Source organism: Microbulbifer sp. CAU 1566, assembly GCF_023156515.1.
GTDB lineage: Bacteria > Pseudomonadota > Gammaproteobacteria > Pseudomonadales > Cellvibrionaceae > Microbulbifer.
Map to the genome: position 1 here is coordinate 26,669 of NZ_JALNMG010000006.1, position 25,947 is coordinate 52,615.

Below are 25,947 nucleotides of genomic sequence, written 5' to 3' on the forward strand. Positions count from 1 at the left end.
AGAAAAATTATGATTGAATCCCTGTTGCGCTTTTCCATCGAACGCCGGTTTTTGATGCTGGGCTTTGCCCTGATGATTGTTGCATTGGGACTGTGGAGTTATCCACGGCTGCCCATTGATGCAGTGCCGGATATCACCAATGTACAGGTGCAGATCAATACCGAGGCGCCCGGCTATTCACCACTGGAGGCGGAACAGCGGGTGACCTTTCCGGTGGAGACCGCACTTGCTGGACTGCCCGGCCTGGCATACACCCGCAGCATTTCCCGCTACGGACTTTCGCAGGTGACGGTGGTGTTTCACGAGAGCACCGATCTGCATTTTGCGCGCAACCTTGTCGCCAACCGACTGCTTTCTCTGGCAGGCGACTTGCCGCCCGGGTTGACGCCGCAGATGGGGCCCATCGCCACCGGTCTCGGTGAAATCTTTATGTACACCGTCACGGCCGAAGAATCAGCCCGGCAACCGGATGGAACACCCTACGACATTACCGCGCTGAGAGAGATCCAGGATTGGATCGTCAAGCCGCAGTTGGCTCTGGTGCCGGGGGTGACGGAGGTCAACACTATTGGCGGCTACCGCAAGCAGTTTCATGTGACCCCTGATCCGCGCAAGCTGTTGAGTTTTGGCGTCACCATGGACGACCTGCGCAACGCCCTGGTACGCGACAACCGCAACCGGGGTGCGGGCTTTGTCGAGCGTGGTGGTCGGCAGATACTGGTGCGTTCGCCGGGGCAATTGCGGACACTGACAGAAATCGAAAGTGTGGTCGTCAAGATGCCGGAAGGTGTGAACGCGGCTACGCCCGTAACCATCGGCGATGTGGCGAGTGTTGCTATCGGCCGGGAGCTGCGCACCGGTGCCGCTACGGAAAACGGCCGCGAAGCGGTGCTGGGTACTGCGATGATGTTGGTGGGGGAAAACTCTCGTGCCGTTGCCCTGGCGCTTTCGAAGGCGCTGGAAAACATTCAGGCATCACTGCCGCCGGGTGTGCGCGCAGAAGCGGTGTACGACCGCACGACGCTCGTCGACAAGGCGATTGCTACCGTGCAGAAAAACTTGCTGGAAGGTGCGCTGCTGGTGATCGCGGTATTGTTCATCATGCTCGGTAATTTCCGCGCAGCACTGATCACCGCGGCAGTGATTCCGCTGGCGATGCTTGCCACCCTGAGTGGCATGCGCGCGAGCGGTGTATCCGCCAACCTGATGAGCCTGGGGGCGCTGGATTTCGGCCTGATTGTCGATGGTGCGGTCATCATTGTGGAAAACGCGGTTCGGCGCCTCTCCCAGGAATGCCAGCGTCACGGCGGCGCGCTCCCGCTGCGGCAGCGGTTACATACGGTGTTTACCGCGGCCAACGAAGTCATACGCCCCAGCCTGTTCGGTGTGTTGATTATTACCCTGGTGTATATCCCGCTGTTTTCCCTTACCGGTGTTGAGGGGAAGATGTTTCATCCGATGGCGGCAACCGTGGTGATGGCACTGCTGGCGGCCATGGTGCTCTGCTTTACCCTGGTGCCCGCGGCGGTGGCGATATTCCTGCGCGGTGAAATCCGCGAGCGTGAAAATGCCGCAGTACGTGGGCTAAAGAAAATATATCGCCCGTTGCTCAGTGCCGCGCTGGCGATGCGATGGCTGGTTCTCGGCTTGGCCCTGGTATTGATGCTGTTTTGCACGTGGCTTGCGACAACGCTGGGTTCGGAATTCGTGCCGGAATTGAACGAAGGCGATGTCGCCATGCACGCGTTGCGTGTGCCGGGTACCGGGCTCGAGCAGTCCGTTGCCATGCAGAGACAGTTGGAAACGGTACTGCTGCAACAGCCGGAAGTCGCGCGGGTGTTCTCGAAAATTGGCACCGCCGAAGTGGCCACCGACCCCATGCCGCCCAATGTGGCAGACACTTTTTTAATGCTCAAACCTCGGGTGGAATGGCCCGACCCCGGTGTGACACAAGACGTACTGATAGAGCGTCTGCAGCAGATCGCCGCGGAGGTGCCGGGTAATAACTACGAGTTTACCCAGCCAATCCAGATGCGTTTCAACGAGCTGATCTCCGGTGTGCGCGCCGACCTCGCGATCAAGTTGTTTGGTGACGACCTGGAGCAGTTACACCGATCCGCGCAACAGATTCTTGCCGTGGTCGACAAGGTGCCCGGCGCGGCGGACGCGCGGCTTGAGCAGGTGGACAACTTGCCGGTTCTGTCGTTGCAACCGAAGCGGGTGCCGCTGGCGCAGTACGGACTGGATGTGCAGACACTGCAAGATCTGGTGGCAACCGCCATCGGCGGTGAACAGTTAGGCTTGATCTACGATGGTGACCGCCGCTTTGAATTGGTGTTGCGATTGCCGGAAAATCAGCGGCGGGATATCGAGCGTTTTGCCTCTCTACCTGTGCCGCTCGTCAATGGCGGATTCGTGCCGTTGGAGGAAGTCGCCGATATCCAGTGGCTATCGGCACCAGGCCAAGTGAGTCGCGAAAATGGAAAGCGCCGTATTGTGGTCTCCGCGAACGTGCGCGGGCGCGACCTGGGTTCATTTGTCGATGAGGTACGTCAGTCGGTGTCAGACTCAGTAACGCTGCCGCCGGGGTACTGGCTGGACTACGGCGGCACATTTGAGCAGTTGCAATCGGCCAGCGCGCGCTTGCAACTCGTGGTGCCTCTGACGCTGCTGATGATTCTGTTACTTCTGCTGATGGCCTTTGGTTCGCTCAGGGATGCGTTGATTATTTTTACCGGGGTACCTCTGGCGCTGACCGGTGGCGTTCTAGCCTTGTGGTTGCGGGATATGCCGCTGTCGATTTCTGCGGGGGTTGGGTTTATTGCGCTCTCGGGGGTGGCGGTACTGAACGGTCTGGTGATGCTGTCGTTTATTCGCGAGCGCTGGCGGGAGAGTGGTGAGCTGTATACCTCCATTGTGGATGGTGCCATGTTGCGGCTGCGGCCGGTGTTGATGACGGCGCTGGTGGCGAGTCTCGGTTTTGTACCCATGGCGTTGAATACGGGCACTGGCGCTGAGGTCCAGCGACCGCTGGCTACGGTGGTGATTGGGGGGATTATTTCCTCAACCCTGCTGACGCTGGTGGTATTGCCAGTGTTGTACCAGTGGGTGCATGGGCATATTCGGGCCCCTCGGTTTTCCTCACGCTTGGTGGAGGGGTAAACTGCGGGCCTGATTAGTGGCTCGAAGCGGGTCCCCGGCGCCCCATGCCGATAGCCGTCTCCGGGACACGCCGTGAACCCATCCCTGGGGGCTTGTCGAAAAGGTCCCTCTTTTCGACAGTCCCGGAGACGGCTATCGGCACGGGGCTTCGCATCAAGTTTCAGTGTACGAAGATGTTTCTGTGAGGAGTTCTTCGATGCGATCTCGGCTTGATGCGAAGGTGTCGATACCGGGAGTCCTCTTGTGAGACCTTCTAAAACAGGGATGTTTTAGAAGAGCCCCCAGGGATGGGTTTACGGCGTGTCTCACAAGAGGACTCCCGGTAGCGGCACCGCCAACTCACTAGAACAAAGCCACTGAAGACCACCGTAAGAGATAGAACCTTGGCCAAAAAATCCAAAACCGCATTTGTTTGCAATGAATGCGGAGCCGACTACAGCAAATGGGCAGGCCAATGTGGTGCCTGTGGGGCCTGGAACAGTCTGAGTGAAGTGCGGCTGGGGCCGGCGCATACGGACAGCCGCTCCGCCAACTTTACCGATGCCCAGGCGGGCTATGCCGGCGCTGCCGGGCAGGGCAAGGTCCAGAAGCTTTCCGAGATCGACCTCAGCGAGCTGCCGCGTATTCCCACCAATGCCAGCGAGCTGGATCGGGTGCTGGGCGGCGGGTTGGTGCCCGGATCGGTGGTGTTGATCGGCGGGCACCCCGGTGCCGGCAAGTCCACCGTGCTATTGCAGACCCTGTGTCACCTCTCGCAAACCCTGCCGGCACTCTACGTGACCGGTGAGGAATCCTTGCAGCAGGTAGCGATGCGCGCTAAGCGCCTGGGGTTGCCGGCGGACCACCTACAGATGCTGTCCGAGACCAACGTCGAGCAGATCTGCCTCACCGCAGGCGAAGTAAAGCCCAAAGTCATGGTGGTGGACTCGATCCAGGTCATGCACATGGCCGAGGTACAGTCTGCGCCGGGCTCGGTGGCGCAGGTGCGTGAGAGTGCCGCCTACCTGACCCGCTTTGCCAAACAGACCGGTACCGCGCTGATACTGGTGGGGCACGTGACCAAAGACGGCTCCCTTGCCGGCCCCAAAGTACTGGAGCACATCATCGACTGTTCCATCATGCTCGAAGGCACCCACGACTCCCGTTTCCGCACCTTGCGCGCGCACAAAAACCGCTTTGGTGCGGTGAACGAGCTGGGGGTGTTTGCGATGACCGAGCAGGGCCTGAAAGAAGTCTCCAACCCCTCGGCGATATTCTTGCAGCGCGCCGACGAGATTGCTGCCGGCTCAGTGGTGACTTCGGTGTGGGAAGGCACGCGACCGCTACTGGTGGAGCTGCAGGCGCTGGTGGACGACAGCAGCCTCGGTAATCCGCGCCGGGTAGCAGTGGGGCTGGATCAGAACCGATTGAACATGCTGCTTGCGGTACTACATCGCCACGGCGGTGTGCTGGTTGGCGATCAGGATGTGTTTATCAATGTGGTCGGCGGTGTGAAGGTTGTGGAAACCAGTGCAGACCTGACCCTGCTGATCGCCGTGGTATCCAGCTTTCGCAACCGTCCGCTGCCGCGGGACATGATGGTGTTCGGGGAAGTGGGCCTGGCCGGCGAAATCCGGCCGGTGCCTTCTGGACAAGAGCGCTTGCGTGAAGCGGCCAAACACGGTTTTCGCAAGGCCATAGTGCCGGCGAGTAATCGCCTGAAAAACGATATCGATGGGATGGAAGTGATTGCGGTCAAGACCCTGGCCGAGGCGCTCAACGCCATCGAAATGAGCTGAGCGCGGTCGGCCGGTTTTTTTGATCAGGCGACCTGATTACGCGCGAACTGGTGCATGGCCAGGTACCCAAGGCCGATTGCCAGGGGAAGTGCGGCAATCGCCAGGATGGCCGAGAAGGCCTGGTTGCTCGGATCCGGGATGCAGTAGCCGAACAGGGCCATCCCCACGGCAACGGCAATCCAGACGATGCCCCGGCGCACGTCTTTCAGCGGGTGCGGCTTGTTGTTGGCGCCCATCTGGTCAATCAGTTCCGGTGACAGCGGCATGCCTTTCTCCAGGGCAATGCGGACGGTCTCCTGTATCGCCAGTGACTGTTTGTTGCGGAAGTGCAGTACCATCCACAGCGACATGCCGACCAGCAGAAAAAAACCAAAAGGCACCAGCAGCGCCAGGGTGTCCTCGTTCATGATGTACTCCAGGGAGTGTTATTAAGGATTCATTAAGGATTCATTGTTACTGCCAGTAGGATGCAGCGACAAGGTGATTTGGATGCAGCGGATGGGATCTTATTCAATGTGGATCGGGTATCGAGCGAAGTATCCTGGCATCCGCGGGAGGTTACCCAGGGGAAAATGAACCAAGGAAAAATGAATCAAGGGAAAATGAATAAAGGCAGAAAAAAGGAAGTCGAACGCCGGCCATCGATCGCGATATTGGTAGCGGTACTCGCAGTGACGTTGCTGCCGGCACTGGTGCCTGCGCCGGTTTTCGCACAGGCCAGAATTGCCTCTCTCAATCTGTGTATGGACCAGATGCTGTTGCAGTGGGTGGATCCAGAGAAAATAGTTTCGGTGACCTGGCTTTCGGGAGAAAAGCACTATCGGCGCGCGCCCCTGCCGGAACACCTGTATCTGAACCGGGCACAGGCGGAAGAGCTGTTGCCGCTGAAGCCCGACCTGGTATTAACCGGGCAGTACGGGGCCCAGCGGGCATCGCAGCGTCTGGAGCAGCTGGGCTTTCGTGTTGTTCGAATCCCCGATGCCTACAACCTGGCACAGCTGCAGCAGCAGCTGGTGTCCCTGCAGCAGGCGCTGGGAGAGTTGCCGGGGTTACAGCAGGAGCAGGGAAAGCTGCAGACGCTTCTGGCACAGGTACCTGAGGCCGGTAACCGCAATCCCGGTGCCCTGATTCTTTCGGCGAATAACATCACCTACGGCGACGGCATGTTAGAGCACGAATTGCTGACCCGGGCGGGATTTACCAACCTGGCGGCGCAACAGGGGATACAGCAACTGGGGCGGGTGAGCCTGGAACAGGTCATCGATGCGCAGCCCGAACTGCTGGTTTTCTACGGGGGGGAGCAGGACTTCGCCATTGCCCACCTGGCGGAACGCCACCCGGTACTGCGTGACTATATCGAGGCGGGCAGGGTGTACCGCTTGCCACAGGAGCTGGGATTCTGCCCGGCGCTGGCCGTAGTGGATGTACTGCAGCAGCTGACGGATAAGAGAAAAGAAATTGTTGGGCAACCCTAAACTCATATTGAGCCTTCTGGCATGCGCGCTGCCCCTGGCCTTGTTGGCGGCGCTCTCCAGTGGTCCGGTATCCATTGACCTGCCAGCGGCGATCGCCAGTGGCTGGCACAGCGAAAGCAGCGATGCGGTTATCTTCTGGCAGTTGCGCCTGCCGCGGGCAATGCTCGCGATTGTGGTGGGCGCGGCGCTGGGCTTGGGCGGCGCGGCGATGCAGGGGATGTTGCGCAATCCTCTGGCGGAACCCGCGCTCCTGGGCGTCAGCAGCGGTGCGGCACTGGCGGCGATTTTGGTGCTCTATTATGGCGCCGCGGTAAGCGGATACCTGCTGCCGGTGCTGGCCATTGTGGGGGCGCTGCTGGCCGTGGGCAGTGTCTGGCTACTGGCCGGACATGGCGCCAGCGCCAGTCGCCTGGTTCTGGCGGGGGTGGCCATAAATGCCTTTCTCTCGGCGCTTATGGCGTTGGCCCTGAATTACGCCCCGAGCATGTTTGCCATGCAGGAAATTGTTTTCTGGCTACTGGGTTCGCTGGCCAACCGGGGTTGGGATCAGGTTTTACTGGCTTTGCCGTTTATCGTCCTCGGTGCGCTATTTCTGTTTCTTTCCCGCAACTATCTGCGCGCGCTTTCGCTCGGTGAGGCCAGTGCTGCATCCCTGGGATTCGCGGGCCGCCGCTACCCTCTGCTGGTGCTGTTCGGTATTGCCTTTGCCGTGGGCGCCTCGGTGGCGGTGGCCGGAACCATCGGATTTATCGGTTTGGTTGTGCCGCATCTGATGCGACCCACGGTGGGCCAGGACCCGGGGCGCTTGTTGTGGGCCAGTGCCCTTGCCGGCGCGCTGCTGTTGTTACTGGCGGATGTGCTGGTACTGAATACGGTGGGTACCCAGGAGTTGCGCATCGGCGCAGTTACCGCGTTTATTGGAGCGCCTTTCTTTTTCTGGTTGATTGTCCGTAGCCGGCAGGGAGTAAATCTGTGAGCGTCGACATTCCGCAAATTTTGCGTTGTCGCAACCTCGGGCTCATTCGTCATCACCGGCAGGTGCTGGCAGGCATCGACTGTGTGTTCAGCCCGGGAGAACTGACGGCGGTAATCGGCCCCAATGGCGCGGGTAAAAGCAGCCTGCTGGGTTGCCTTGCTGGCGTTCTGCCAAACACCGCAGGGCAGCTCTCGCTCAATGAGCGCCCCTGTTTGACTATTCCCCGTGCCGAGCGCGCAAGGCTCTCTGCCTTTTTGCCACAGCAGGAAAGCCCTGCCTGGAGCATGTCCGCTGAGGATCTGGTTGCACTGGGGCTGCTGCCCTGGGGTCAAAGCGTCAAGTATTCCCAGCGCCAAACCCGGGTGGCCGCAGCACTGCAACAGGTCGATGCCCTGGAACTTGCCCGGCGCCCGGTAACACAACTTTCCGGCGGTGAGTTGCGTCGGGTGCAGCTGGCGCGATTACTGGTGGGGGATGCCCCCCTGCTGATTGCCGATGAACCCGGTTCGGCACTGGATATCCGACACCAGCTGCAGTTGATGGCGACATTTCGCCAGCAGGCGGACGCCGGAAAGACCGTCATTCTCGCGATACACGACCTGGGTCTTGCCGCCCGTTACTGCGATCGGATCCTGCTGCTGGAAGGTGGCCGTCTGCGTGCCCAGGGCTCTGCAGAAGAAGTGCTGACCCCATCGCTGGTGGCGGAGGTTTACGGTGTGGATAGCGAGCTGCGCCGACGGGGTGGCCGTGTGGAGTTTGTCGCGGGTGACCTGATTTAACCCAAGGGGCGCCTTATACTCCTGGTTTATTTCGTCCTCTCTGTCCTGTCTTCTCTATCCCGCCCTATCTAGGTCCCCTCTCTATGGTCTTGCGCCGCATTCCGCTATAATCGCCCGCGCTTCAGGTGCCCAGCAGTCCTACCGCCACAAGCGGTGAATTTGGCTGGGTTAAACGGGAAGTCCGGTGAACCCCTATATAAAGGCTTAGGTTTTAATCCGGCGCTGCCCCCGCAACGGTGATTCTTTTCCCCTAACGGATAGAAGAGATAAGCCCGATACCGGCCTTGAGTGACTCTTAGACGATAAAGCGGAGGGCTTTGTCTGGGCTTGTTTCGGCCGCGAGGTTTCTCCTGGATTCCCTCGTTGCCAGTCACTTTTCTCGCCCTTGTATTCCCCTCCCTCAATCGACCATTTTTCTGATTGGGGCTTTCCATGCATAAAACTATTCTCGCCGGCGCCGTCGCGCTGGTCGCGCAATCTGCTCTTGCGGACGAACGCAATCTTCAAAATAGCATCGAGAACAACCTTGATAATCTTGAGCAAATCACGGTAACGGCCAGCCGGGTGGAAGTGCCCAAGGCGCAGACTGCGGTATCGGTATCGGTACTGACCGCGGCGGATATCGAAAAGCTCGGTTACAGTACCCTGCTGGATGTGGTGAAAACTCTGCCGGGTATTTCCGTGGCCAACAACGGCGGTCTCGGCAAAGTCAGCAATATCTATGTACGCGGCGAAGCCGGTTCCCGCACCCTGGTGCTGGTGGACGGGGTGAATGTGGCCGACCCCACCAACACCCAGGTTACCGCTCAGTTCCAACATCTGCTGTCCAGTGATGTGGAGCGCATCGAAGTGCTGCGCGGCCCCCAGGGCATGATGTACGGCGCCGGTGCCGGCGGTGTGATCAACATCATCACCAAACGCGCACGTCAGCCTTTGGAATTGCAGCTCAGTGGTGAAAGCGGCCGCTACAGCACCGACCGCGCTCAGGCGTCCCTGCGCGGCGAGTTGAATAGCTGGAGTTATGGCCTCAACCTGAGCCAGCTGAACAGCGACGGATTCAATGCGCGGGAAAGTGATACCAGCGGCGAGCGCGATGGCTACGATAACCAGACCGTCAGCGCCAAGTTGGGATACACCTTCAGCGAAAACTTTTCTGTGGATGGACAGTTCCGCGAGACCGATGCGGAAACCGAATTCGATAACTGCTTCGCGCTGACCGATCCCTCCGACTGCCTGGATATCTATACCCAGACCACTTATCAGCTAGGCGCAGACCTGAAAACCAGTGTCGCTGCCCACCGCCTGTCCGTATCCCGCCAGGAATTGGAACGCGATAGCCTGGCTGAAGGTTTCAGCAGCTATGCGGTGGATGGATCCATCGAAGAAGTGAACTACGGTGGCAACAGCGCCCTGGCCGGCGGCGCCCTGTCCTGGGGCGCGGATCTTGATCAGCAGGAATTCCAGTCCGACTTCGATGGCCAGTCGATTGACCTACTGGGTGTTTACGGCGAGTGGCGCTCGGACCTGGCGGACAAGTTGTTCTATTCCGTGGGCTTCCGTCGCGATCGCCTGGAAGAAGAGAGCAACAACAGTTGGCGGGTTTCCGCTGCACTGCCGCAACTGCTTGGTGAGAATCAGCAGATCAAGTACCGTGCCAGCGCCAGTACCGGCTTCCGTGCGCCCAGCCCTTACGAAGTTTCTACCAACGTGGTCGGCGGCGTGGACGCGGTAGGCCCGGAAACCAGCCGCGGCTACGAACTGGGGGTGGAATACGCCTATGCCGATCTATTGCAACTCGAACTGGTGGCCTTCCAGCAGACAGTGACCGATGCCATTGTGTATGTGAATGGCCTGGGCTCCGCCTGGGGCGCCTACGCACAGGATGAGGGCGAGAGCGATTCCGACGGTATTGAATTGTCACTCTCCGGTGATCTCGGTGACGCCGGCCGCTGGTACGCCAATGGAACCTGGCTCGACAGCAAGGACAGCGCAGGCGAGCAGCGCTTGAACGTGGCACAGACGGTCTACAACCTGGGTGCGAGCTACCGCTTGTGGGGTGACCGCCTGACCCTGGCTGGGAACTGGCAGCGGGCGGACGACCGCCTGAGTCCCAACCCCGCTTGGGGTGGTGCACCGCTGGCGCAGGACGCCTATAACAAGCTGGACCTCAATGCGATTTACCGCTTCAACCAGCAGTTGGCGCTGACGCTGCGCGGTGAAAACCTGCTGGATGAAAATTATCGCGAAGTGGCCGGATTCAATACTGCCGGCGCTGCGGTACATGCCGGCGTACAGTTCTCCCTGTAACCAGCCGCTGTTCCGGTAAACAAGAAGCGGGCCCTAGCGGCCCGTTTCTTGTTTGTGTGCGAACTTTGTTACCCTTCCGCTATTCCCAACCGCACGAGAGTTATCTCCATGACCGATGACAACAAGCAGCAGCGCCACAAGAAACGCATGCAGGCGCGCAAGGAAATTGTCGATGCCGGCGTTTCCCGGGCATTGGACGAGCGCGGTATCGTGATTGTCTACACCGGCGACGGTAAAGGCAAAACCACCGCGGCGGTCGGTACCGTTACCCGTGCACTGGGCTATGGCTACAAAGTGGTGGTGGGGCAATTTATCAAGGGTGTCTGGGAGTGCGGTGAAAAAAACCTGTTGAGTCAGCTGCCCGCAGATCAATATCCGCTGCAATGGTATGAGATGGGCACTGATTTTACCTGGGAAACTCAGGACTTCGAGGCCGACAAAGCTGCAGCCCTGGCCCTGTGGGGAAAACTGAAATCAGCATTGGCCGACGACAGTGTCTATCTGGTGGTGATGGACGAGTTGACCTATGCACTGAATTACAAATGGCTGGATAAATCAGAAGTGCTGGACGCTATCAAAAACCGCCCAGAGGAGCAGAGCGTGATTGTTACCGGGCGTGGTGCCAAGCGGTACCTCGTCGATATCGCGGATACGGTGACGGAGATGAAATCGCACAAGCACGCGTTTGAAAACGGTATTTCAGCGCGCAAAGGGGTCGAGTGGTAATACGGGGAAAGTGCTAAAAATGGAAATAAAAAAGCCGGCACAGGATAACTGGGCCGGCTTTTTTTAATTTTCTTTCGAGTACTTTATTTGGTTAAACGCAGCATCAACTTCATCATCTTGTCTGCAAGATTGCCGTAAGGCGGCATCAACAGTTTCAGCGGATCCAGCGGGCCCTGGTAAAAAACAGGGCGTAGTTTGGAGAAGGTGAGGAAACCTTCATAGCCGTGATAGTGGCCCATGCCGCTCTCGCCGACACCACCGAAGGGAATATCGTGTTGCCCTACATGCAGCACTGCGTTGTTCACACTGACACCGCCGGACATCACATTGTCGATGTAGTAATCCCGCAGTTCCTTGTCGTTGGTGAAGGGGTAGATCGCCAGTGGGCGGTCGCCGCTGTTGATATAGTCGGCCACTTCTTCACGATTTTTGTAGGTTTTGATCGGTAGCAGCGGGCCGAAAATTTCCCGCTGCATGACATCCATCTCTTCACTGACATTGATCAGCAGGTGCGCGGGAAATTTTTTCAGCACATCGTCGCGGCTGCCCTGGCCGTCGGTGAGGTCGATGGCGGTCGCCCCTTTTTGTACCGCATCGTCCAGAGTCTGCCAGATTCTTTGGAAGGAGCGTTCGTCGATTACTGACGTGTAATCTGTATGCTGGATATCCGGGTAGCGCTTTTTGAAGACCTTTTTGGCTTTTTCGACAAAGTCGCCCACCTTGTCTTCCGGTAATAGCAGATAGTCCACCGTGGTGCAGATCTGGCCGGCGTTGAACAGCTTCCAGAAGAGCACGCGCTCTACTGCGGTGTCGGTGCTGTAATCCGGACCGACAATCGCCGGGGATTTGCCGCCCAGTTCCAGGGTCACCGGGGTCAGGTTGGCGGCGGCGGCTGCCATTACCTTGCGCCCGGTGGCGCCGGAGCCGGTAAAGATCAGGTGGTCGAATTTGAGGGTGGAAAACTCGATCCCCACACCGCCTATCTCCTCGATAAACACCAGCTTGTCTTCCGGAAAATAATCTCCGCTAATGCGCTTCAGCAGCGCGGTCAGGTTGCGCGAGTTCTCCGACATTTTCACCATGGCGCGGTTGCCGGCGGCGAAGATATTGATCAGGGGGCCGAAGGACAGATTGATCGGGAAGTTCCACGGCACTATCACTCCCACCACACCCAGCGGCTGGGGAATTACCTTGGTGGAGGAGGTGGGGAAGGCGGTAAAGTCGATATGACGCCGCTGGGGCTTCATCCACTTCTTCAGACGTTTGATAGTGTCCTTGATACTGTCCAGTGCCGGGAAGATTTCCGCAAACAGCGTCTCGTGATGGGAGCGGTTGCCATAGTCGGCGCTGACGGCCTGTACCAGTGCGTCCTGGTGGTCGCGAATCATCCGCGCCAGAGCGCGCAGGTCGTTGACTCGCTGTTCGCGGTCCGGTGACGGGTTGGCGAGGTAGGCCTGGCGTTGCTGATCCAGTAGCGACTGCAGGTTCACAGTCTGCTGGTTTTCTACGGGGGCGACGATCTCGGTCATGCTGTTGGCTCGACTTACGCTGCGACTCACGCAATGGCAATGGGTTGCAACTGGTTGCGATTATTGTGGGTATTTATTCAATAGTCCCAAATTGTACGGGAGCTGGCCGCTGTCCTCTGGGTTTTTGCGGACGGATTTCGAAATTCGGCACGGGAATAACCCACCGCAGCAGGATACTGTATCCACTGCGGTGGGAATTGACCGAACCGGTCAGGCTTTTGACATATTGTGGCGTCTGACAGGCGGAACTACTGACTGTCCGCCGTCCGCCTATTTGGCGGGCTTGTCCCTGGCCTCCTCTGCACTGAGCGCGGCGAAGGCGGCAAGCAGCGGCGATACCTGTGCTTCGCTCAATTCGCGGGCGATGTCATCCAACTGGCGCTGCAACTGGCTGCGCTCTGGAATCAGGTTGAGCGGTTCGTCGGCGCCAGGGCCCGACTGGAAGGGCGATGACTGGAGTGGTGCTGGCAGAGGCGCTGTTACCGGTGCCGAGTTGGTTGCCCCAGCAGGCAGTTCCGGACTCGCTGCCGGCCGTTCAAAATCACCGAATAGTGAATTGGCGCGGTAGCGCCCCAGATCCTTGTCCAGTGCCAGGGGACTGGACTTTTCCATGCCGGCCGAGGCACTGGTGTCGATAGACAGATCGTTGCTGAATACTCGCGACCAGTCATTGGGGTAGAAGCGACCGTCCGCGCTACCAAACCCGGGGTCGAAGTTGCCACCATTACGTGCACCCTGCAGGTTCGCCCTGAGATCTTCGGTTTCCTTCGAGATCAAACGGCCGTGCAATTCAGGCTGTTGGCGCTCCCACTCCCTGGGCGGATAGATGTACTCCGGGAATAGTTGCGACAGAGTAATGTTGTCGACATTGGGCCCGGGGTTGAACAGGTCGGTGACATCGTCGTCGCGGTTGTTGTCGATCTCCTGGTCCGGTCCGTGATTGCCATCGTCGGTGATTTCGGCCGTATTGTTGATCTGCTGCACCGTAGCATCCAGCGGATAGTCGATGGTGACGGCAAAGGTAATGCTACCGGTTTCTCCTGCGGCGAGAGTACCGACATCAAAGGTAAAGACATCGCCATTCTGCACCCATCCCGGACTGGAGTTGGCGGCATCGAAACTGGTGTTCGGCGGCAGGGTTTCGGTGATGACCACCCCGGTGGCTTCGGCGGTGCCGGCGTTGCCGTAACTCAGGGTATATACCAGGGTATCGGTTGGGCCGGGTTCTGCGTCACCGTGGTCCTTGTCGACAAACAGATCCACAAACTCGATGATCAGGGTTTCGTCGTCGCGGTTGTTGTCCGGCGTTGGGTCCGGACCGTTATTGCCGTCATCGTCGACCACCACGGTGTTGGTTTGTGGGCCGACATTGGCGGGAACTGAGTCGGCAACCACCGCGGAAAGTGTCAGGGTGACGCTGTCACCCACTGCCAGATCGCCGATGTTCCAGGTGACAGTACCGGCGGCTAGATCAATCACCCCGCCGTTACTCGCGGTGAAGTTGTTGAACAGGCTGGTGTCAGGGAGAAAATCTGTGACTACAACGCCGGTACCGTCCTGGTTGCCGTTGTTCGCAACTTCGATTGTCCAGGAAATGGCATCGCCGGGGTTCACTGGATCGTCGAAATTTTCGATCTTATCGATTTCGTAATCGGGCGCGGCAAGCACGATTATTGTAGGGTTGTCGCGGTTAGTCGAGATGTTATTGTCTAGGTTCTGATCCGGCCCACTGTTGCCATCATCCTCAATCGTCGCCACGTTGGTAAAGGACTCTACGCCCGCCGGCACCGGATTGTCGATGATAACGGCGAACTGTACGGAACCGGTATCGCCCGGTGCCAGGTCTTCGATATCGATAACGTATTCGTCTCCGACCAGCGTCCAGCCAGGTGTCGAGTTGGTTGGATCGAAAACGGTGTTTTGTGGCAGGGTTTCGGTAATGGTTACCCCTGTCGCCGTTTCTGTGCCGAGATTGCTATATCGCAGGGTATAGGTAACCACTTCACCAGGTGATGCCACGCCATCTTCATCGTTGATCTCTTTGTTGATCGCCACATCAACAAAGGTAATATCGAAAGGTTCCGAGTCAACATTGTTCTCCGGCGTCGGGTCCGCTCCGTTAGCACCATCGTCACTGACCTCGACCGTATTGGTCTGCGGTGGGAAGTTACCCGGTAACCTATCTACAATGACCGCGGTCAGTGTGACACTAGCACTCTCGCCCACCGCGAGATCGCCAATTTCCCAATTCACTGTGCCTTGTACCCTATCGACAATACCTCCATCACTCGCAGAGAAGTCGGTTACTAATAACCTGTTAGGCAGGTCGTCGGTAATAAAGACACCTGTGCCGTCCTGGTTGCCTTCGTTGGTGATGGTAATAGTCCACTGAATGGTATCGCCTGGATGCGCGGGATCGTCGAAGTTCTCGATCTTGTCGATCACATAATCCGGGCGGCCGTCGATGGGGGTTACTTCATCGTCGTCATTGTCGTCGGTGTTCTGGTCCGGGCCGCTGTCGCCATCGTCGGTGATGCTGGTGGTGTTGCTGGTTTCCTCCACACCGGAGGGAATCGGCTCATCAATGATCACCGCAAATTCCACACTACCACTGTCGCCCGCGGCAAGGGCGCCCACGTTAAATGTGAAAGTGCCGTCGCCGTTGTCGATCCATCCGGCGGTGGAGTTGGCCGCATCGAAGGTGGCGTATTCCGGCAATGACTCGGTGATGGTCACACCGGTGGCATCCGCGGTGCCGTTGTTGGCATAGGTCAGGGTGTAAACTAGGGTATCGCCCGGCTCGACGGTGACACCGCCATCGTCCTTATCGATGGCGAGATCCACATAGGTAATATCCAGATCTTCACTGTCGGTGTTGTTGTCCGGGGTCGGGTCCGGGCCGTTGGTACCGTCATCGTCCACGGTCACGGTGTTGGTCTGGGTGGGAATTACCGTGGGCACGGACTCTGCCACCACGGCGGTAAGAGTGAAGCTCACCGAATCCCCGGCGGCGAGATCGCCGATATTCCAGGTTACGGTGCCGGCATCCAGATCGATCACACCGCCGTCACTGGCGACAAAGGAATTGAACAGGCTGGTGTCGGGCAGGTTATCGGTGACTACCACACCGGTGCCATCCTGGTTGCCCTGGTTGCTGACTTCGATGGTCCACTCGATGGTATCGCCGGGATTGGCGGGATCGTCGAAATTCTCGATCTTGTCGATCACATAATCCGGCTGTGCATCGATTGGGGTATTGTCATCGTCACTGTTGTTGTCGAGATTCTGATCCGGTCCGCGGCCGTCATCATAGGAAATCTCGGTGCTGTTCAGTACCTCCTCGACACCCGCCGGCAGAGGGTCGTCGACGATTACCGCGAAGTCCACGGTGCCGGTTTCGCCGGGGTCCAGAGTGCCAAGGTCGAAGGTGAAGGTGCCATCTCCCTGGTCCACCCAGCCCGCAGTGGAGCTCGCAGCATCGAAGGTGGTATTCGGAGGCAGCGTCTCGGTGATGAGCACGTTGTCTGCCAGCGCCGTGCCAAGGTTGCTGTAGGTCAGGGTATAGACAACGGTGCCACCGGGTGAGGTGGTGATACCACCGTCGTCTTTGGTAATGGAAAGGTCCACCTCGGTTATGTCGAAGGGTTCGCTATCGACATTGTTTTCCGGGGTCGGGTCGGGGCCATTGGTGCCATCATCTGTGACTTCCGCCGCGTTGACCTGCAGGGGAATACGCGGTGGCACTTCGTCTGCCACTATCCCGGTAAGGGTAACCGTCACGCTCTCGCCAACAGCGAGATCGCCAATGTTCCAGACCACGGTGCCCGCATCGACATCGACGATGCCACCATCGCTGGCGGTATAGCCAGAAACAAACGGGGTGGAAGGCAACTGGTCGGTGATTACCACGCCGGTGCCATCCTGATTGCCTTCGTTGACGACGGTTATGCTCCAGCTGATGGTTTCACCGGGGAAGGCCGGATCGTCAAACTCCTCCACCTTGTCGATGACATAATCCGGTGCCGCTTCAATGGGCGTAACATCCACATCGGTATTGTCGCCCGGTGTGGGATCGGCGCCGTTACTTTCATCGCCATCAATGGACACAGTATTGTTGGTTTCTTCCACACCGGAAGGCAGTGGATTGATAATGGTCACGATGAGTTCGACGGAGCCGGTTTCACCGGCAGCGAGATCGCCCACGTCAAAGGTCAGAGTGTCCCCGTTGAGTACCCAGCCGGGATTATCGGCGGGGTCGTAAATGACATAGTCCGGCAGAGTCTCAGTGATCACCACACCGGTGGCATCTAGGTTGCCACGGTTTCCGTAGTTGATGGTGTAGGTGATGGTGTCGCCCGGTGCTGCGGGGTTGTCTACATCAATGCCGCCATCGTCCTTATCGATAAACAGGTCGACCGCTTCGATATCTGCGGTAACTTCATCGCTGACTTCGTACTCGCGCTCTATGTCGCTGTCGTCACCACCGTCCGGCGTATCCAGACTGGTGTAATCGGCAACCGTGGTATTCGTCGTGGTTTGTCCTATGGCGGCGGGGTCGCTGGTCACCCTGGCATCAATGGTGATGGTAATGACCGTGGTGCTGTCGATTTCACTGATATCTAGTAGCAACAGGTCTGCGATGGAGTTGTCGATGATGGTGGGCGAGCCGCCGGTAACATCAATCTGAACATTTTCCACCGAGGCGATATAGGGTGGCAGCGCATCCTGAAGCACTACGTTGTAGGCATCAGCACCACTGGCGGGATCCAGTTGTACCGTAATCTGGTACTGCGCGAGACCGCCAAGGGTCAGCGGAGTGGGACTGAGCAGTTGTTTGTCGATCAGCAATAGCGGCTCAACGACATCCACCGATGCACTGCTATTGGCATTGCCATCCAGGCTGCCATCGCCGTCTGTGTCGTAATTTAACTCGACATCATTACTCAAGGTAACGCCATCCACGTTCGCCGGGATGTCGGTGACCCGCAGGCGGTAGGTAAAGGTGATCGTCTCGAGGGTCGAGTTGTCGGTATCGGTGTTCACCAGGGTACCGAAATCCAGTCCAATCGTGTTGTTGGCTGGGTCATCAATAACGGTAACAGCACCGGGGTCCAGGATAATCGCATCCGGGTCGCTCGCAGTGACGCTGACAAGGTCAATAAATTCAAAACCGGGGCCGTAATTGTCGGTGATCTGGCCGATGAGCGTGGCCTCGGGCAGTGTGATCGTCACCGAGAATGTAACAATCTCACCGATGGTGGCCTCGGTATCGTCATTGAGATCATCGTTTTGCGAGGTGGACACCAGCACTTTATCCACCGTCGGCGTGTTGACGGTGATTACCGCATCATCGCTTACGGCGTAATTATTAAGATCATTGCCTTCGCCGTCTTCGCCAGTCCGTTCGTTATCGTCATCGCCGTCGAGACTGCTCCAACGCAGGTCTGTGTCGTTGACGATATCGCTACCGGCAACGGTATTGATCAGGGTTCCGGTGATGGTAATGGTGACCGTGGTGCCGGGGATAATATCCAGTTCGGATTGGGGGTTTAGGACCAGCTGGTTGGTGCCACTGTCGTAGTTGAAAAAGCCGGTGACATCGGAAGTGGCCCCGCCCAGTTCCAGCGTGGCTGTGAAACTGATGTTGTCCAGTTCTTCGGGTAGCAGGTCAGTGAAGATGACATCGTAGGCGGTGGTACTGCTGCCATCGTCCGGATTGGTGGCGGTAATAGTGTAGGTAACCTGATCGCCGTTATCTCCACTGGTGACATCGGCCACCTTGTCGATAAGCAATTGTGGTTCTATGACAGTAACGGTCGTAGAAGCCTCGGTGGTGCTGTCATCGGTAATGAACTGCGCATTGTTGGTGAGCAGGGTGCCGGCCTGGTTGGAGTCGACATTGGTTACCCTTACGGTGTAGACGATGGTAATCAGGTCCGTAACGTCATCGGTACCGGTGTTTATAACGGATGCCGAACCGAAATTGAGGGTGGTAGTGCCGTCGCCATTCACGGTAACAATTGGCGCACCGAGCCCATCCGCTGGCACCAACGTAATATCGTCGGCGACAATGATTTCGTCAAAACTGACAAATTCCATGCCCACGGGCAGGGTGTCCAGGATTTGGGCGTTAAGTACTACCCCTTCAGGTATTTCAAAGCTCGCCTGGTAGGTGACTTCTTCGCCGATTACCGCTTCGGTCACGCCATTAAAATTATTTTCCAAAGAACTGCTGAGAATGCTTTTTCCTGCCACCACATTGGCAACGGTAAATTGGGCACTGCCATCGGTTTCGTAATCATCTAAACCGCCAGTACCATCCTCACCGGTACGTTCGTTGGGGTCATCGCCGTCAATACTTTCCCAGTCAACGGTCGCGGTATTGGTGACGACTGAACCCAGAACGACATCGTTAACGACCGTAGCGTCGATCACCAGCGTTAGGGATTGGCCCAGTTCAAGATCAAAGGACTGCCCCGGTGCTGTTGAAACGGTATTGCCGTTAACAACAAATAGTCCGGCCGGCACGGGGGTTCCATCGATTGTGGCACTTGCTATCGCGACGTTAGTGAGCTCTGGAGGCAGTGTATCGGTAAAAATTGCGTCGAACGCATCGGTATCGGAAAACGCGGAGTGGGAAATCACAATGGTGTACTGCACCGCATCACCGGCATCGATAGGTTGCGGCGTGTTGGTCAGGGATTTAACTACCTGCAGGTCTGGCTCGATAACAGTGATATTTTCAGCGGAGTCTGTATCGTTAATTGTAGGGTTGTCGACGCCATCGTCGGTGCTGTCCCAGGAAAATTGCGCGCGGTTATTGAGCTGGACGCCACTCTGATTAGAAAGAATATTTTGCACCAACACTCGGTAGGTGATGGTTATGCTCTCTGTGACGGTGTTGTCCCGGTTTACATTGGTTAAGTCGCCGAGGTCAAAATCCACCTGTTGACCATTCGGGGTAACAATCAAATCCGCTTGGCTCCACGGGTCGCCAGCCGCATTCTGGATATCGGCCGATGACGAAGTTGCGGAAATAAGCTCGACGAATTGCAGGCCAGGATCCAGGGTGTCGAGAATGGATGCACTGGGTGTAACGCCTTCAGCAATTTCTATTGTCAGCGTATAAATAGCCGTTTCGCCGATTACGGCCTCGGTATCATCGTTATTTGGGGTGACGATACTGGTGGAGTTCAGGGTCTTGTCCACGGTGTTTTGTTTCACTTCTACCGTGGCATCATCCTGCCAATCAATATCCGTATTGCCCTCGGTGTAGTCATTACCTCCGTCTACACCACCGTACTCTTCCAGCTGTGCGGTGTTCACAATTTCCTGCCCGGGTTGTACCGCGTCGGTGGCAATCAGGTCATAGGTAATGATGATGACGTTACTGCCATCGGTAGTGGGGCCCGTGTCGGGATCGCGGCCCTCGTTGAGTGCACCCTCATCAGCAGAAGGATCGTCCAGGGTAATGCCGCCCGTGAACAGGTCACCGGTAAAGCCGATGGGGTTGCCGTCGCCGGTGAATACCTGGAGGTTGAGTCCTCCGGGGGGAATGGCGAAACCATCCGGCAGGGTGTCGCTGATAACCAGGTTGAAGGCATCGGAACCACCGGTATTTTCCACCACTATCGCAAAACGTACGGTATCGCCGGCATCGATGTCACTGAGGTTGGAGTCGATGGGGTTAGTATCCAGATTGTCGCTGGTGATATCGCCGGTCCAAGGCGGGCCTCCTCCATCGGGAGTACCGGCCGGATCAAAAGTGACAGGTCCGGGTGGGGCGGGGTCAAAGGTACCGCCGCCGTCACCGGTAGAAATGACACCTTTAGTGACATTAATCTCTGGAGATACTACTTCGATCTGGGCGTTGCCTGGCGGTAGCGTTACCGTTTCTTCGGTACCACTGACATTAATCGAAGCCACATTGGTAAAAAATAGACCATCAGTAAATGGTTGGTCATTGACTTCTACGGTGAATAACAGCTGTACATGTCCGCCCGCGGAATCGATCTGCTCAATCGGAACAAAGCTCCAGGTTATGGAGTTATTTGTGGAATCTGCGGAGACTGAAACGTTAACGCTTTCTAAATAACCAGGCGGCCAGTTATCAAAATCCGTTGCCGGTCCAAAACCCCAAAAATTTACCGGAGGTACATTGGTACCTTCAGCTGTATCGATAAAGCTTGGTGTGATGGCATCGAATATTGGTTGAGGCAGATAGTCAGTGATGGTTAGCCCTTCACTATCAAGGGTGCCTAAGTCAATATCAATGGCAAAAGTAACTGCCTGCCCGACACTAACCTCACCGAGATCTGCTGGATCGGTACTGCCATCGATGGCATAGACACTTTTACCGGAATCCGCCCCATCAATCTGCACATTCTCATTGCCACTGTTACTGACGTCCTGTCCATTGGCGGAGTCAAGGCTTCCGGTGATAGTGGCCTGGTTGTTGATTACATCGTAAACATTCACCGCGTCCCCGGTGGCCAGGTAGGTTTCGCGAACGGTGGCTTCGTAAGTGATGGTGACGGTAGTGGTGCCATCGACGGCGGTATCTTGGAACAGGTCGCCATTCAGTCCGCCGTTGGGGCTGATTGAGCGGTCGATCAGTTCCTGGGATAAGTCAATACTGACATCGGTACTGCCATCGCCACCATTTTCCGTTACCGATAAATTGCCGCTACCAATCGCATCCGGACCGAAGGTATTACCGTTGGTAAATATTTCGAAGTTAAATGAATCCGGGTCAACCTCAAGGCCGTCCTGAATAGAGTCCGTCAGCAGCAGGCCTGTCAGACGAATATAATCCGACACTTCGAGAGTGAGGGTGTATTGCAAACGGTCACCGGGAGTAATACCTGTTCCACCCACATCATCAATAAGCACCACATCTTTTTGCAGCGCCGTGGCGACCGCGGTAATGATGGCATCGTCACTGTCACTGATGGTTTGATCCTGATATTCACCGGTAACCGATACCTCATTGCGTATCGCATCATTGGCGCCGTCATTAATCACGATGGGATCGCCGTTGGCATCCACGTCGGGCACATAGCCGGTATAGGTAATGACGATATCATTGGTGGCGAGTGTGCCAGTAATAGGGTCGTTAAACTCGATGATCAGTTCAGAACCGTTGTTCGCCCCCTCTGGCGGTTCGGTAATGGTGACATTGAGGGGGTTGCCACCGGAATCGGTGACCACCACGTTTCCGGGAACGTAGTAGAAATTGTTCGGCACCTCTTCGGTGACTACCAGATTTTCCACGGTGGAGAGATTCGCGATATCCACATTCACGCGCCAGACAACGGGCTCACTGGGACCGGTAACCGTTTCCCCGTCATCGCCAATGGAATTGTTATCGCCATCGCCATCCTGTGCCGTTTTTTCCACTTCAATCACTGTGGGCGTGACCGTGGTTTCAATGGGGTTGGATACGATGGGGGGATCGGTGTCAGGGTTGTTCAGCGGGTCATTACCGTAGGCAAAGCCAGGTCTTACCCAAACCGGGATGGGCACGCCAACCATGGCACCAGCGGCTTCATCCAGAATGACCGACACATCGAAATCAAAAGAAGGCTGATCGGGAGAGTATGAACCGAAGGGCAGCTGAATCGCATACCAGGTGGAACCTTCTTCGCCCGGTGGCAGGGGAATAGCGCCTGTCTGGTTGAAGTCGAACGGGTGGAACAGTACGGGATTGCCACCGCTATCGACCCACTGCCCATTTTCGTAGGTATAGGTTTCGACATTGGCACCATTCAGGCCACTGGTGCTGTCAACGGTCATCCCCGGGCCGGTAACCACATCAATAAAGGGACCATAGCCCACGGTATCACCATCATTCTCAAAAGAGATACCGATGTCCGTGGACTCATTGATGAAATCTTCGCTGGGCGCATCCACCGTGGCACCCGGTGTGGCCACCATCAACCCTTCCCAGGTGCCTTGCAATAGTTTGGAAAAAACAATATCGGTTTCCACTTCCCCCTTCTGTTGCTCCAGCTCCCAGTCGCCACCGCGCAGTGCACTGCCGGTGGCATCGTCGGAGGCCGCGACATCCGCACCGGTGAGGCTGGCAATCTGATCGATAAAGCGTTCGCCGGTAAGGCTGTAGCCGGTGTTGCAGCCGTACAGCAGAATGTCGGCATCTGTGCTCAGGCTACTTTCCCAGCTTCGCAGCTGTGCGCTGTGATTGCCGTCTTCAGTGGCGGTAAGGCTGGTCAGGGATAGCTCCTCCCCGCCCACGTCGATACCGCCGGCACCGCCGTGGGAGATCAGATGAATGGCATCAAAAGTCTGGCCGCTGTCGGCGAGGAAATCCGTCACCGTCTGCAGGCCATCGCTGGCATCCAGCGTCAGCAGGCTGACACTGCGCTCGCCGATGGCCAGGTGCAGAATGCCGTTCTCTTCGGTCACTTTACTGGCCTGCTGGACCAGGTCATCGATCAGAGCCTGGGCATCGTTTAGTTGCAGGTCGATGACGACCAGTTCCTGGCGCTGACCTGCATCCAGCGCAAACCCTTCTGCAGTGCTGTCCTGGCTGCCGTTGTTGTCGGATTTGTTATCAGGATTGCTATAGGAATTGTCGTGCCCGTTTTTCGCGTCCGCGCTTTCGGCAATTTCCGGGCCTGAAGTATCACTGGCGGAATGGCTGATATCCGCCGCCACGGAAGCATCCAGTAGCACCCGCTTTTCCAGCACGCGGCGCAGGCTGGTGAGCTGGCGACCCTGCTGGTTGATCGCCTGGGCCAGGGATGATCTGGAAAACTCATTGAGTTCCATGGGATACCTCTTTCCTTGTGGTTTTCTGGCGCTGGCCTTCCGGGCCGAACGAGAAATTTCTGTGTTAACTGCAGAGTTGTTAAATAGCTATTTAAGAGCTGTTTAAGCGTTGTTTAAACACCGCTTTCGCGAATCACTACACCGGCTACCCGGTCGACAAACAGTTGAATCAGGCTGACAGGTTCACCGAACAGCACCAGGGTACCGGTGCGCTGGGATCGGGCGATGGAGTGGTCGTCCGTCGCCATTGGCGTGTCACTGGCAGCCTGTAACTCGAAATTGACCAGGTGCAATGCTTCGGCACTGCGCTCCGGATTATCGGGTAGCACTTGTAGTGGGCCGCCGTGTTCGGAACTGAGCGCCGGGTCCTGAATACGTCGCGACGCGATCTGTTCAACGCGATTTACGGTGACAGGCAGCGGCTGCCAGCGGCCGGGAACAAAAAGCCTGCCGGTCAGTGTGGTTGTTGGTTTCGCCGCGGACGAGGTGTGTGGCAAGCGCTTGAGTTGCTGCGGCTGGCCATAGGCGTGGCCCCGCAAGCTACTGCGGTCGGCGATGGCGATAAACAGCTGGTTGACGTCCAGGTATTGTCCCGGTGCCAGCCCCGGTAGCATCCAGTCGACGGTGCCGGAGCTGCTGGCGATGATCTGCAGCTGTTGTTTTTCGGTTTCCAGCGCACGCAGTAACTGTTGTTTGCTGAGTAAGTCCTGTAAATAAACACCGTCCAGCACGTCGAGCTCTTCCGCAAAGCCGTCGCTGTGTTGGCGGTGGCTCAGTAATTTCAATTCCTGCCGGGTGCGGGCGATGCGGTAGTCCAATTCATTGTCATGCAGTTCGGCAATGACACTGCCGGCGCTCACTGCCGTGCCCGGCGCCACGGCCAGGGATTGCAGAACGGCGCCTGCCGGCGCCATGACTTTCTGCTGGCTGGCAAAGTAAGTGCTGGCCGGGAGCTGTACCGGCCAAGGCAAAGGGATCAGCAGCAGGACGGACAAAATACACAGGGTGCCGGTTACCCAGGGGTTCAATAGCTGCAGGGTCTGCTTCAATTGTTGCAAGCGATTGCGACTACTGGTGGAGACATTATCCGGTTGCTCGCTGGTTGAATGCTCCGGAACAGTATTTTCCATGGCAGTGTCCTGTTGCGACGGCTTGGGATTGCCCTGACGCAGGGCCTGCTGTTTTTTCATGTGATTGAAAAATGCGCTCGCTTCCCGATACGTGGGGATAGCCAGCAGCAAAAAAATACACAGCAGAAACAGAGCGAGGCCTGCGGCCTTGAACAGCAATTGGTAGGCGGCGTAACTGATGGTGGCGAATACCACAATGCGATATAGCAGGCTGGCGAAGCCGAACAGCGCCAGCAGCCGCTGGCGGCGTCCGACGAGTTTCGGTTGTCCTTGCAGCAGCTGTGACCAGACCCAGTTGCGAAACGTGCTGGTGGCACTCTGTTGCAGATTTTTTTCCCGGGTGAAATCACTCAGCAGGTAGTAGCCGTCAAATTTCATCAATGGATTGGCATTGATGAGTAATGTAGTGACCAGTGAAGTGGTAAAGAGGTAGAACGTCAGCGATCGCAACAGGCCATCGTCCAGCAGGCACCAGGCTACCGCGGCGCCCATCCCGAGGGTGGCTTCGAAAATTACACCGGCGGCGGAAATATGTAACCGCGCTTTTCTGGGAAGCCGCCAGGCGTCAGTAATTTCACTGAACATGATGGGCATCAGTGCGATCAATCCGACCCCGATACTGTTGGCGCGTACCCGGTAGAGTCTGGCCACGCTGGCATGGCCCAGTTCGTGAAACAGGCTCAGTAGCAGGTAACAACAGAAAAAAGTGAGGGCGCCGAGGGCGTTCCAGCTGGCATTAAAGTAGGCGAGGAATTCCGCCCAGTGCTGTCCCACTGAGACGGTACAGAAAACGGCTATCGCGGCAAGCAGCACATAGAAGCTGCGGGTATCGGTGCAGCGGGCCAGGGGTAACAACAGCCGGCTACTGAGGTCGGGTGTGAATAGCGGGCGTCGCCAGAAAATACCCCGCTGCAATTGCATAAGTCGCTGTTGCTGCGGACTGACGGAAGAGAGTTTTTGTGACAGCGCTTCGCTGTCGGTCTGTAGCAGCTCGTTGTCGACGGCAAAGCGATGCACCGCGGCAACCTGCTGGGGAGAAAGTCCGCAGCCGTGATCCCGAGCGATCGCCTCGGCAATTTTTTTCTCGCAGCCGAGATGCCACTGCTGCAATACCAGAATTTCCAGTTCACCCAGCTCCAGGTATTGCCCGCGCAGTGGGTCAAACAGCATCCAGGTGTGCCGCTGGGCCTCTTCCTGTACCCGGTGAAACTGCAGGTCTGTACGCAGTTCGGGCCAGGTGCCGGTTTGCCGGCTAATAGGGCTGATGAAGGGCGAAGACTGCAATGGTTTACCT

General features: G+C 57.2%; 11 protein-coding genes and 1 riboswitch. Of the genes, 7 read left to right on the forward strand and 4 right to left on the reverse strand.

Going from position 1 to position 25,947, the window contains the following annotated elements:
* Positions 1 to 9: 9 nt before the first annotated feature.
* Both M0G74_RS14860 and radA read left to right on the forward strand, forming a co-directional pair.
* Positions 10 to 3,162: a CusA/CzcA family heavy metal efflux RND transporter gene (locus M0G74_RS14860; protein WP_248219162.1), complete on the forward strand. Its 3,153-nt coding sequence runs from the start codon at positions 10 to 12 to the stop codon at positions 3,160 to 3,162.
* Positions 3,163 to 3,545: 383 nt separating this feature from the next.
* Entirely contained in the window at positions 3,546 to 4,940 is a 1,395-nt protein-coding gene (radA, locus tag M0G74_RS14865) for a DNA repair protein RadA (RefSeq protein WP_248219164.1), read from the forward strand.
* A 23-nt stretch (positions 4,941 to 4,963) separates the two neighbouring features.
* Here the strand turns inward: radA and M0G74_RS14870 are convergent, their stop codons facing one another.
* Positions 4,964 to 5,347 (reverse strand): DUF6249 domain-containing protein, encoded by a 384-nt coding sequence (locus M0G74_RS14870; protein ID WP_248219165.1) that lies wholly within the window; start codon positions 5,345 to 5,347, stop codon positions 4,964 to 4,966.
* Positions 5,348 to 5,542: 195 nt separating this feature from the next.
* On the opposite strand from M0G74_RS14870, the gene M0G74_RS14875 reads away from it, so the two are divergent.
* The 5 genes from M0G74_RS14875 to cobO all read left to right on the forward strand — a co-directional run bounded on the left by M0G74_RS14875 (position 5,543) and on the right by cobO (position 11,203).
* Entirely contained in the window at positions 5,543 to 6,415 is an 873-nt protein-coding gene (locus M0G74_RS14875; RefSeq protein ID WP_248219166.1) for an ABC transporter substrate-binding protein, read from the forward strand.
* A gap of 7 nt (positions 6,416 to 6,422) precedes the next feature.
* Positions 6,423 to 7,391 carry an iron ABC transporter permease gene (locus M0G74_RS14880; RefSeq protein WP_248219168.1) on the forward strand — a complete coding sequence of 323 codons (969 nt, stop codon included), beginning with the start codon at positions 6,423 to 6,425 and terminating at the stop codon, positions 7,389 to 7,391.
* On the forward strand, positions 7,388 to 8,170 hold the full coding sequence (locus M0G74_RS14885; RefSeq protein WP_248219170.1) for an ABC transporter ATP-binding protein: 783 nt from the start codon (positions 7,388 to 7,390) through the stop codon (positions 8,168 to 8,170). The genes M0G74_RS14880 and M0G74_RS14885 overlap by 4 nt, the downstream gene beginning before the upstream one ends.
* Before the next feature lie 106 nt (positions 8,171 to 8,276).
* Positions 8,277 to 8,472: riboswitch (cobalamin riboswitch) on the forward strand.
* 130 nt (positions 8,473 to 8,602) lie between these two features.
* Entirely contained in the window at positions 8,603 to 10,477 is a 1,875-nt protein-coding gene (locus M0G74_RS14890) for a TonB-dependent receptor (RefSeq protein ID WP_248219172.1), read from the forward strand.
* 108 nt (positions 10,478 to 10,585) lie between these two features.
* A complete protein-coding gene (gene cobO, locus M0G74_RS14895; protein ID WP_248219173.1) occupies positions 10,586 to 11,203 on the forward strand; it encodes a cob(I)yrinic acid a,c-diamide adenosyltransferase in 618 nt (205 codons plus the stop codon).
* Positions 11,204 to 11,286: 83 nt separating this feature from the next.
* Here cobO and M0G74_RS14900 read toward each other — a convergent pair whose 3' ends face one another.
* The 3 genes from M0G74_RS14900 to M0G74_RS14910 all read right to left on the reverse strand — a co-directional run bounded on the left by M0G74_RS14900 (position 11,287) and on the right by M0G74_RS14910 (position 25,937).
* Positions 11,287 to 12,732, reverse strand: a complete 1,446-nt coding sequence (locus tag M0G74_RS14900) for a coniferyl aldehyde dehydrogenase (protein ID WP_248219174.1) — start codon at positions 12,730 to 12,732, stop codon at positions 11,287 to 11,289.
* Positions 12,733 to 13,002: 270 nt separating this feature from the next.
* The gene (locus tag M0G74_RS14905; RefSeq protein WP_248219175.1) at positions 13,003 to 23,523 is read right to left on the reverse strand and encodes an isopeptide-forming domain-containing fimbrial protein; all 10,521 of its coding nucleotides are present in this window, start codon (positions 23,521 to 23,523) and stop codon (positions 13,003 to 13,005) included.
* A 113-nt stretch (positions 23,524 to 23,636) separates the two neighbouring features.
* Positions 23,637 to 25,937 carry a hypothetical protein gene (locus M0G74_RS14910; RefSeq protein WP_248219176.1) on the reverse strand — a complete coding sequence of 767 codons (2,301 nt, stop codon included), beginning with the start codon at positions 25,935 to 25,937 and terminating at the stop codon, positions 23,637 to 23,639.
* Positions 25,938 to 25,947 lie beyond the last annotated feature (10 nt).